Origin of the sequence: Ensifer sp. SSB1, from assembly GCF_016652895.1 — a bacterium.
Taxonomy (GTDB): Bacteria; Pseudomonadota; Alphaproteobacteria; order Rhizobiales; family Rhizobiaceae; genus Ensifer.
Map to the genome: position 1 here is coordinate 10765 of NZ_JAEPRP010000131.1, position 10014 is coordinate 20778.

Annotated in this window: 10 protein-coding genes; all 10 read right to left on the reverse strand. The window is 62.9% G+C overall.

The window, feature by feature from the left end; all coding sequences use genetic code 11:
• Positions 1-676, reverse strand: a 676-nt coding sequence (locus I8N66_RS26480; RefSeq protein WP_291160160.1) for an AraC family transcriptional regulator, incomplete at its 3' end; no start/stop codon positions are given.
• Between the two features lie 296 nt (positions 677-972).
• Positions 973-2334, reverse strand: coding sequence for an amidase (locus I8N66_RS26485; RefSeq protein WP_291160163.1), 1362 nt, complete (start codon positions 2332-2334; stop codon positions 973-975).
• A gap of 117 nt (positions 2335-2451) precedes the next feature.
• A complete protein-coding gene (locus I8N66_RS26490) occupies positions 2452-3672 on the reverse strand; it encodes an extracellular solute-binding protein (RefSeq protein WP_291160166.1) in 1221 nt (406 codons plus the stop codon).
• Complete coding sequence (locus tag I8N66_RS26495; RefSeq protein WP_291160169.1) at positions 3669-4748, reverse strand: GTP-binding protein; 1080 nt, start codon at positions 4746-4748, stop codon at positions 3669-3671. Before I8N66_RS26495 ends, I8N66_RS26490 begins: the two co-directional genes overlap by 4 nt.
• Positions 4748-5071, reverse strand: coding sequence for a hypothetical protein (locus I8N66_RS26500; protein WP_291160171.1), 324 nt, complete (start codon positions 5069-5071; stop codon positions 4748-4750). Before I8N66_RS26500 ends, I8N66_RS26495 begins: the two co-directional genes overlap by 1 nt.
• A gap of 55 nt (positions 5072-5126) precedes the next feature.
• Positions 5127-6008: a polysaccharide deacetylase gene (locus tag I8N66_RS26505; protein ID WP_223729161.1), complete on the reverse strand. Its 882-nt coding sequence runs from the start codon at positions 6006-6008 to the stop codon at positions 5127-5129.
• Between the two features lie 33 nt (positions 6009-6041).
• Positions 6042-7148, reverse strand: coding sequence for an ABC transporter ATP-binding protein (locus tag I8N66_RS26510; protein ID WP_291160174.1), 1107 nt, complete (start codon positions 7146-7148; stop codon positions 6042-6044).
• 150 nt (positions 7149-7298) lie between these two features.
• A complete protein-coding gene (locus I8N66_RS26515; protein WP_291160177.1) occupies positions 7299-8531 on the reverse strand; it encodes an extracellular solute-binding protein in 1233 nt (410 codons plus the stop codon).
• 137 nt (positions 8532-8668) lie between these two features.
• Positions 8669-9442 carry an SDR family NAD(P)-dependent oxidoreductase gene (locus I8N66_RS26520; RefSeq protein WP_291160180.1) on the reverse strand — a complete coding sequence of 258 codons (774 nt, stop codon included), beginning with the start codon at positions 9440-9442 and terminating at the stop codon, positions 8669-8671.
• 14 nt (positions 9443-9456) lie between these two features.
• Positions 9457-10014, reverse strand: a 558-nt coding sequence (locus I8N66_RS26525) for an SDR family oxidoreductase (protein ID WP_291160182.1), incomplete at its 5' end; no start/stop codon positions are given.

Sequence of the window (10014 nt, forward strand, 5' to 3'; positions counted from 1 at the left end):
CCCTGGCGAGATTGGCCCGCACGAAGCCTTCGACACGGTGAAGGTGGCCGAGCTGAACCGATGTCGCATCGGACATCAGCATGCGCTCGTCCGATGTCAGCGACATCGCCAGGATGTCGACGAGGTGCTTGCCGGTCATGTCGCGAGCCGATGCGTCCATTTCGACGAGCCGCGGCGCAATCAGGCGGATCATGTCGACGAAGAGGGCACCGGTACCGCGGGTGGAATCGAAGCTCAGCGAGGCAATGCGCTCAGGCAGGCCCACGCGGGGGCGCAGCGCGACGATCGGTACTTTCAGCACCCAAAGGGTGTTCTTCGCACTATAGCTGAACTCATAGGGCAGATGGCTGCGCTCGACAAGGAAGGCGCCGGGTTTGCAGGTCACGGCCTTGCCGCTCTGCTCGAAACTGATCTCCGCCTTCTCCGGCACCGTGATCAGGTAGCTCTCCTCACGCTCGTGTAGAAGATGCCGTTTTTGTCGGCGATAAAGCAGACCATCAGATTCCAGCCGCGACAGCGAGACGGCACCGAGATCCCAGACGTTAAGCTCGCCGGAGAACTCCTGCGCGTTCTGGAAACGCAGGTCGAGCGGGAAATAGGTGCTCGACACCGCCTCGTCCCAATAACGCTTGCGTTCGAACGCAGCGGTGCCTGCCGTGGAATAACTCTCGTCCATGCGAAGCTCCCATCAAGTCCAACGGCCCGTCGCGCGGCTGTTCCCTTTGTGCCAAGCGCTGCCGATCTCGGTCGTTCTCCGATCCCACCGGCCTTCGTTTCGCGACATCTTTCGTGTCTTGCGCGTGAGGCCTTCGCGGAGGATCTCCTGCAAAATGCTACAGCGACCTTTGCCCATCTCATAAGGCGCGTTGCGCTGTAGGGTCAGTTAACTACGGCTTCGGTGGCCCGGCTAGTCGCAAAGTGCGCTCGCTCTTGTCGGTGGGCGTAGTGCAAAAACCCGCCAGTCCACCGGTATCAGCCCGCACGCACCACCTCTTCCGCAGCCAGCGCCACGGATAGAAGATGCGTATCGTGGTGCGGCAGAGCCGAGAGCAGAAGGCCAACCGGCATACCCGCTTCGCCGGTGCCACAGGGCAGCGACACGCCACACCAATCGAGGAAATTGCCGATCAATGTGTTGCGCAGCGTCCTGGCGTTGGTCTCGACAAACAAGGCGTCATCCGCTTCGAGCGGCGCCGTTGGGGGCGCAACGTGCGCAACCGTCGGATAGGCGATGATCTCGCTCGGGCCGACCGACGCCGAGACCTCGGCGATTAACCGGTCGCGGGCGTCAAGGATTGCGATATAGTCGGAGAGTGCGATCTTTTCCCCAAGCCGAGCCCGAGTAACGACGCGCCTGTCCATGGACGCGGCGTGAGAGCCTTCAAGCCTGGAGCGATGCAGGGCGAACGCTTCGGCGGTCACCAGGGGGCCGTGCGCAGCCATGATCTCGAAGATGCGCGTGAAAGCCGGAAACGCCTGACGCCTGACCCGTGCGCCCACCCGTTCGAGCCGCGACAGCACGTCTTCGAAGGCCGCGACCACTCCGTCTTCCGCACCATCGAACACGACATTGGTCGGCACGACGATCGAAAGTCCCTCAAGGCTGCCCCTGCGCACCTCCGATGCGGACCCGCGCATCGCGGCATCAACCCAGACGGCATCCTGTACCGTGCGGCAGAGAGGCCCAAGCGAATCGAGGCTTTTTGCCAAGGGAAAGACCCCGTGCATCGAATAGCGGCCGCGTGTCGCCTTGTAACCGACGATGCCGTTCAGCGCCGCCGGAATGCGGATGGATCCGCCGGTGTCGGTGCCGATCGAGACCGGCACGAGGCCCGCGGCAACCGCAACGCCCGAGCCCGAGGACGATCCGCCGGGCACGCGCTCTACGCCTTCGGCGCGCGGATTGCGCGGCGTACCGTAATGCGGATTGAGCCCGAGACCGGAGAAAGCGAATTCGCTCATGTTGACCCGCCCGACACTGACCATGCCGGCCTTGTCGAGAGCAGCGACGACGGCCGCATCCTCAGTGACCGCCGGATCATCCTTCAGCACGATCGAGCCGGCGGTGGTCGGCAGGCCCTTGATCGCGAAAAGATCCTTCCAGGCGACCGGGATACCGTCGAGAAGGCCGAGTGAACGGCCAGACCAAAGCCGCATGTACGATGCCTCGGCCTCCCGCATCGCCCGCTCAGGCGTGACGATCGTGAAGATCGCCTGGTCAGCATGGTCCCGTATCCGTCCCAGCGTCCATTCGGCGAGCGCGCGTGGGTCCAGCGCACCGGATTGTAACAAGACGGAAAGCTGCGCAATCGAGCGCTCGCCCAAATCCTGCATTATTGGCTCCTTCCATAGCGCATTTCTCGAGAGGCGAGGAGTTACACTCCGTCAATAAATACGCAAAAACAAAACGATAAAGCTATTTCTTGCAGCTCCACCAGAGCCGCAAACGCGTTATCGTTCCACAAGCTGCATCCAGCGACGAACCAGATAATTGTGTTCGTCCATCGTCGTGTTCCAAACGGCAATGCAATTGGCGCGCTGCCAATAGGAGCCACCGCTGCGCACCGAGCCCGCCTTGATGCGGATCGTGCCATCCGGCCCCGGCAAGTCTTCCGCCGCCGGCAGCCCCCCATACCAATAGTCCCACTCCGCCGCCGACATGAATGCCCGCGAGCGCTCGGGTGTCGAGATGTAATAGCCTTGCCGCGCGACCACGGCTCCCGGCCATCCGGAAATCCACCAGTTGAGATACTCGTAGGCGACGTCGAGCATGCGCCCGGAGAGATGGCGCGCGAGGCATAGTCCCCCGTGCCAGGCGCGGTAGCCTTCGGCGGGTACTGCCTGCTCGACCGGCACACCCTGGCCGTTGAGGATGTTGATGCCGGTCGACCACATGCTCTGGATGTCCGTTTCGCCGCGCAACATCAGGCGGGCCGCATCCTCCGCGGTGCGCCAGAAGGCGCGGAAGTAGCCATCCTTCTTGCGCTCCTCGAGAAGCCCGATCAGGCGATCGATCTCATCGACACTCATGCTGCCAATATTGTCGAAACTCATGAGGCCGGCGGCTTGAGCCGCGAGCGCTGCATCGAAGATGCCGATTGCCGGCTCGTCGACCAGTGCGGCGCGACCAGCCCAGCGCTCGTCCAGCAGTGCCGCCCAACTGTTCATAGCAACCGCGTTGGGCGCCACATCCGTGCGATAGGCGAAGCTGTCGAAGTTATGGGTCGTCGGCAACATCGAGATCGACGTCGACGGCGCATCGCCCAATTCCAGATTGGGCTGGACGAAGAGCTTCTTGACAGGCGCGTCCCCCTGCCCCAGCCGTGCATTTGGCCCGATATGCCCGGTCTTCGTCAGATCGTTGATTTCGTCCCAGAGCGCAATCCGCCCGGTGCTGATCGGCTGGATCGCCCGCCAGTACCAGACAATGTCGAGATTGTGGAAGCACTGGTCGTAGATGTCGTAGCTGTCCGGCTCCTGCGCCGCCTTGTGCTGGGTCGTGAGGAAGTCGTTATTGTCGAACACCACCTCAATGCCGAGGTCCTCTTCGGCGCGCAGCCGCAGTTCCTCAAGCAGGGAAATCGCCGTACCGAGCACCCGGAGCTTCGGCCGCCCGGCCAGATGCAGGGCGGGCGTGGCGACGGTCGATTGATCAGGCTTGTGCTTGCTCATGGGGACGAAAGGCGTTCCTGTAAAACCGGTTCTTCGGCAACACCCGGGGCGAATGCGGGCGACCGATCGAGCGCGAATGCCTCGAACGACCGTTTGAGCAGTCCGACATCGAGACCGTCAACGATAAAGACGATGCGCGAGCGGCGATCCTCATCCGGCCAGCGCTCCATGTGGACAGGCGTATGCACCAGATGCTGAACGCCGTGGATGGCGACAGGGCGCTCCTCCCCGGCGATATTGAGGATGCCCTTGACCCGGAGAACCCGTTCGCCGTGGCGATTGAGGAGCATCGTCAGCCAGAGGCCGAAAGCGGTCCAATCCACCGCCCTTTCGACCGTCATCACGAATGAGGTCACGGCGGAGGCATGCGCGGTACCGTCAGCCGTCGTCAGAATCGTCGGCGCATCGCAATAAAAACCGCTCGCCGACTGCAGGCCGTTCGCGCGCAACGTCGGCCGTTCGTCGATGAGAGCGGCAAGGTCGATGTCCGGTTCGCCAGCCAGCACCAGTGGCGCATCCGGATTGATGATCCGCAATTTGTCCGACAGTGCCGCGACAGTGCCGGCATCGGTCAGATCCGACTTGGTGACGACCAGGCGATCGGCGACCGCAGCCTGGCGGTTGGATTCGACGTAGGTTTCGAGCTGCGTCAGGCCGTTGACGGCATCGACCGTGGTAATGACGTTTCCCGGCCGGAAGTGATGGCGCAATACCGGATCCGCCTTGATCGTTGACAGCACCGGAAATGGATCGGCGAGCCCAGTGCTTTCGACGACAATCCGCCGGAACGGCGGCACGAGCCCGCGCTCGCGTTTGGAATGCAGGTCCCTGATGGCGTCGGCGAGTTCGCCGCGGACGGTGCAGCAGAGGCAACCGGACTGCAGAAGCACCATGGTGTCGTCGATACGCTCGACCAGATGGTGGTCGAGACCGACTTCGCCGAACTCGTTGATGAGCACCGCGGCGTCGCTGAGCGCCGGGTCGGCAAGCAGCCGCGACAGCAGCGTCGTCTTGCCCGATCCGAGGAAGCCGGTCAAAAGGTTGATGGGCGTGAGCAGCGGTATCTCCTCGGCCATCACATTTCCTCCGCCACGGCAATGAAGGCAGGATCGAGCGGATCGCAGACCCGGCCGCAGAGCCGTTCGGCCGCCGGCCACAAATGGCCGAGATCCTCAATGATCTCGTTCTTGCCGGTCCGCGTCGACAGCACGAAGGATGCGCCTTGCCAATCGGCAAGTGTCAGGCCGAAGCGCGCAAGCATCGTGTTGGCGATGCGCACACGGTTCGCGCGTTCACGCCGGCGATCTATCCGCTCGACATTGCGGGTGAAGACACCGGGTCGCGCCACGGCGTCGGCCCAATGTTCGTTGCCGCCGAGGATGCCGCAAAGGGAACACATGATGCTGTCCGTTCAAAATGTCTAAAGGGGGCGGCAAACCGCCCCCTTGGGCTGGTTATTTCTTGCGCGGGAAGCGCTTGGCGAAATCGTCGGCGATCTCGTTCATCGTCACGAACTTCACGCCCGGATGCTTGATCATGTGGGCATAGAGCCTCTCGAGCATCATCAGAACCTGCGGGCGTCCGGCGACATCCGGGTGAATGGTAATTGGAAACACCGCATAGTCCATCTCGCGATAGACCCAGTCGAACTGGTCGCGCCAGATCTGCTCGATATCGTGCGGATTGACGAAGCCGTGGCTGTTCGGCGACTTCTTGATGAACATCATCGGGGGCAGATCATCGAGATACCAGGAGGCCGGGATTTCGATCAGATCGGTTTCCTTGCCGCGCGTGAGCGGCACCATCCAGTCCGATGGCTTCTTCGAATAGTCGATCTTGGTCCACTTGTCGCCGACACGCACATAATAGGGCGTGAAGTCGTTGTGCATCAGCGAGTGGTCGTACTTGATGCCACGTTCAAGCAGCAGCTCGTTGGTAACGTTGGAGAACTCCCACCAGGGGGCGACATAGCCGGTCGGCCGCTTGCCCGACAGTTTGGTGACGAGCTCGATGCACTTGTCGAGCACTTCGATTTCCTGCTCGCGGGTCATGGCGATCGGGTTTTCGTGGGTGTAGCCGTGAATACCGATCTCGTGTCCGGCATCGGCGACCGCCTGCATCTGTTCCGGGAAGGTCTCGATCGAGTGCCCGGGGATGAACCAGGTGGTCTTGATGCCGAAACGTTCGAACAGCTTCAGCAACCGCGGACTGCCGACCTCGCCGGCAAAAAGACCACGCGAGATGTCGTCCGGTGAATCCTCGCCCCCGTACGATCCGAGCCAGCCGGCAACCGCATCGACGTCGATGCCGAAGCTGCAGAGGATTTCCTTGGCCATGGTATGTCTCCTTCGTGTTTTTCGTTCAAAAAGTCAGGCTGGGATGACGGTTGCTTCGCCCGGCTGCCAGCTCAGAAGAATGTCGGCACCGACGGGGAAGGCGTCGGGTTGGTACTTGTCGACATGGGCCTCCAGCGAGACGGTGCGTCCGTCCGGAAGTGCCGCCGTCAGATGGGAAACATGACCGACGACGTCGAAGCGCCGCACGTTAGCGCCGACGACGTTGCCACCGTAGTTCGCGGCGATACGGTCGCGGTCGACACGTGCGGCTGCGTGAACCTCGATCGCCTCTGCCGGAATGACGATGTTGACGCGTGACTGGCCGGCAAAGGCGCCATTGACGCGTCCGGACAATTGGCCGACGGCAGTCGACACCAGAGCCCGCTCGCCGGAGGCACCATCCACCTCGCCATCAAAGATGGTGTTGTTGCCGATGAACTGGGCGACGAAGGCCGTATTCGGCCGTGTATACAGCTGATGCGGCGGGCTGATCTGTTCGACCCGCCCCTGGTTCATGACGACGATCCGATCCGACAGGGCAAGCGCTTCGGATTGGGCATGCGTGACAAAGATGAAGGTCACGCCGAGCGTCTTTTGCAGCAGCTTGAGCTCGTTCTGGATCGCCTTGCGCAAATTGGCGTCGAGCGCGCCGAGCGGTTCGTCGAGCAGCAGGATGTCGGGCTCGACCACCAGGCCGCGCGCCAGAGCGATGCGTTGCCGCTGGCCACCGGAGAGCCGGTCGGGCTTCTTGTCGGCAATGTCTTCGAGGCCCAGTGTCGCCAGGATCCGGTCGACCTTCGCGTCGCGTTCCGCCTTAGCCATGCCTTTCACCTCCAGACCGTAGCCGACGTTGCGGCGCACCGTCATGTGCGGAAAAAGCGCGTAGCTCTGGAAGATCATCGAGGTCGGCCGATGCTCGGGCCGCACGTCGTTCATCCGCTTGCCCTTGATCAGCATGTCGCCGGAGGAGATCGCCTCGAAACCAGCGATCATCCTGAGCGTCGTCGTCTTGCCGCAGCCGGAGGGGCCGAGGAACGCGATGAACTCGCCCTTGGCGACGGACAGGTTGAAGTCGATCACGGCGGGCGTGCCGTTGTCATAGACCTTGCCGACATTGTTGAGTTCGAGGTCGAAGATCATCGTGGCTCTCCGGAGCTTGTCTGAAATCGCGGCTATCCGGCGCATGGCCCCGGCCATCCCGACCGGTTCGTATGTGAGACGACCGGGTGGTCGCTCGGGGCCATGCGCCATGTCTCAAAAGCCAGGCGGCGCGCCGCCCGGCGTGTTCGATCAGGCGTTCAGGAACTCGTCCCACTTCTGGATCAGGTGGTCGTATTCATCCGGCCACTGGTGCCAGTAGGCGACGTTCTTGGCGCGCTCCTCGAGCGAGCCGCCGTCACGCAGGTCGCCTTCCTTGATGCCGCGCTCCGCAGCACCGACCCAGGGCTTGCCTTCGTACCAGAAGGCATATTTTTCCGGCGCCATGACGTTCTTGATGTTGGTCGAGGGCGAATAGTAGCCCTGTTCCGAAACGGTGATGCCCGGTTCGCCAGAGAGCCAATAGTCGGCGTAGGCGATGACGGCTTCCTTGTTCGTCGTGCCGGCGATCATCGCAGGCCCGATCGCCCAGCCGCGATATCCTTCCTTCGGCACGGCGTACCGGCACGGTTTGCCCTGCGCCTTGACCGCCATGACGGCCGGCTGCCAGGCGTCGCAGACCACCATTTCGCCCGATGCCATGAGGTTGACGAGCTCGCCGAAATCACCCCAGAGCGCACGGAACTGACCTTCCTTCTTCTTGGAGATCAGGAAGGCGGCGGCCTCGTCGATTTCAGCCGCGGTCGGGTTGCCGGGGTTCTTGACGTCGGAAAGGCCAAGCGAGTTCATCGCCATGATCGCCTGACCGATCGCGATCAACGGGTCGGTGTTGATGCCGGACTTGCCCTTCCACTTCGGATCGAAGATAGCCGCCCAGCTATTGGCCTCCTCGGCCGAAAGAACGTCGGGATTGTAGCCGATGGAGTCGTAGTTGTAGACGGCCGGCACCATGTTGAGCGAGGCCTGGCTGTCGTCGGTCCAGATCTGCCCGACGATCTGCGCGGCGCGATCCCACTTGTCGCTGGCGGTGGTGAAGGTATCGCGGATGTTCGCCCAGTTCTTCAGCGCCGAGGCCGGGATCGGCTCGACATTGTTGGTCATGACGATAGAAGGCAGACGTTCGGCGATGATCTCCCAGCAGTCATAGTCCTTGGAGCCGGAGAGGATCTTCGTCTGCGCATCCGGGAAGGTGGCAGCCGTTCCCGAGGTGCCGCCAACGCCGGCTGCCGCCTTGAACTGTTCGAGGATGCGTTCCTGCACGGTGACCGAGAGGCCGATGGTGCGCAGCTGTTGGCTGGCGAGATCGCTCGCCTGCGCGAAGGCTGCACGCGAGGAGAGGAACGGCGTTCCGCCCCCGATCGCGAGCGCCATCACCCCGGCGGAGCGTTTGAGGAGCGAGCGTCGATTGAGTTCCATACTAGGCATTGTCTCTTCTCCAGTTTTCGTTGTTCCCCGAAGGCCGTTAGCGGCCTCCTTTCATCATTCGCCGCCATCGCGGCACTCAGTCCGGCGGCCTGGAGCCCAGTCGCTCCCTACGCGGCCGCCGCACGATCTCAGAAACGTCAGTAGCGCCCGACCAGCAGGCCGCCGTCGACGACCAGGACCTGCCCGGTCATGTAGCGGGCGGCGTCGGACGCCAGGAACGCGATCACGTCGGCAATGTCCTCCGGCGTCCCGAGCCGCTTCATCGGAATGAAGGCGGCGGCCGCTTCAGCGCCGACCGGACCTAGCGAATTTTCTTCAGACAGCAGCTGCGCCGTGCGGATGTAGCCGGGCGCAACGCCATTGACGCGCACACCATCAGCCGCAAGCTCGACAGCCAGTCCGCGGACGAGGCCAACGACGCCGGACTTGGCGGCGGAATAATGGACGTGTTCGTCCCAGCCATAGGCGACGCCCATGATCGACGAGAGCGCGACGATGCTGCCCTTGCCGCGGCGGCGCATGCCGGGGCTTGCTGCCCGCGCGAGCCGGAAGATGCCCTTCAAGTCGATGTCGAAGGTCAGGTCCCACCGGTCATCGGTCAGTTGCGCAATCGGCGTGCGGTGGGCAATGCCGGCATTGGCGACGATAACGTCGATATGGCCGTGGCGGCTTTCGACGTCGGCCACCAGTGCATCCGTCGCAGACGTCGAGCGCACATCGTAATAGGCGAACTCGGCCGAGCCGCCGGCAGCACGGATCGCCTCGACAGTGGCCGCACCCTCACGCTCTAAAATATCGGTTACGACCACATGGTCGCCCGCGGCTGCGAAGGACTTGGCGGTCGCCTGGCCGATGCCGATGCCGGCACCGGTGACGATGACAATGCGGGAAGTCTTGGGAGGATTTGTCATTTCCATCTTTCCTGTCAAAGCATCACATCGCCGGAGTTCGGCCCAAGCGTCTGGCCAACGAAGAGGCTGGCCGCCGGCGATGCCAGAAAGGACACCGTGGCTGCGACCTCCTCCGGCTCGCCGAAGCGGCCGAGCGGCAATTGCTGTTTCTTGGCTGCGCGCCAGTCGTCCGAGAGTTCCATGACGAGCGGCGTATTGATCGGCCCGGGCGCGACGGCATTGACGCGAACGCCGCGGCTCGACACCTCGCGGGCCAGCGCCTTGGTCATGCCGATGATCGCCGCCTTGGCACCGGAATAGTGGACGAGCTCGACACCACCGATCTGACCGAGCTGCGAGGCGATATTGACGATCACGCCCTCGCCGCGCTCAAGCATCGGGCGCAGCACCGCCCGGGTCATCAGGAACGTTCCGCGCACGTGAACCGCGAACATGCGGTCGAAGTCGCCGACCTCGAGGTTCTCGAACAGCGCCTGATGGGCGATACCGGCATTGTTGACGAGCAGAGTCGTCGTGCCATGAGCGCGCTCGCCGGCCTCCACGATTCCGTGAACATCGGCCTCATTGGAAAC

What these genes read in the sequence shown, in the direction of transcription:
- I8N66_RS26485 (WP_291160163.1), bottom strand. Translation starts at nt 2,334, where the DNA reads ATGCAGGATTTGGGCGAGCGCTCGATTGCGCAGCTTTCCGTCTTGTTA.
- I8N66_RS26490 (WP_291160166.1), bottom strand. Translation starts at nt 3,672, where the DNA reads ATGAGCAAGCACAAGCCTGATCAATCGACCGTCGCCACGCCCGCCCTG.
- I8N66_RS26495 (WP_291160169.1), bottom strand. Translation starts at nt 4,748, where the DNA reads ATGGCCGAGGAGATACCGCTGCTCACGCCCATCAACCTTTTGACCGGC.
- I8N66_RS26500 (WP_291160171.1), bottom strand. Translation starts at nt 5,071, where the DNA reads ATGTGTTCCCTTTGCGGCATCCTCGGCGGCAACGAACATTGGGCCGAC.
- I8N66_RS26505 (WP_223729161.1), bottom strand. Translation starts at nt 6,008, where the DNA reads ATGGCCAAGGAAATCCTCTGCAGCTTCGGCATCGACGTCGATGCGGTT.
- I8N66_RS26510 (WP_291160174.1), bottom strand. Translation starts at nt 7,148, where the DNA reads ATGATCTTCGACCTCGAACTCAACAATGTCGGCAAGGTCTATGACAAC.
- I8N66_RS26515 (WP_291160177.1), bottom strand. Translation starts at nt 8,531, where the DNA reads ATGCCTAGTATGGAACTCAATCGACGCTCGCTCCTCAAACGCTCCGCC.
- I8N66_RS26520 (WP_291160180.1), bottom strand. Translation starts at nt 9,442, where the DNA reads ATGACAAATCCTCCCAAGACTTCCCGCATTGTCATCGTCACCGGTGCC.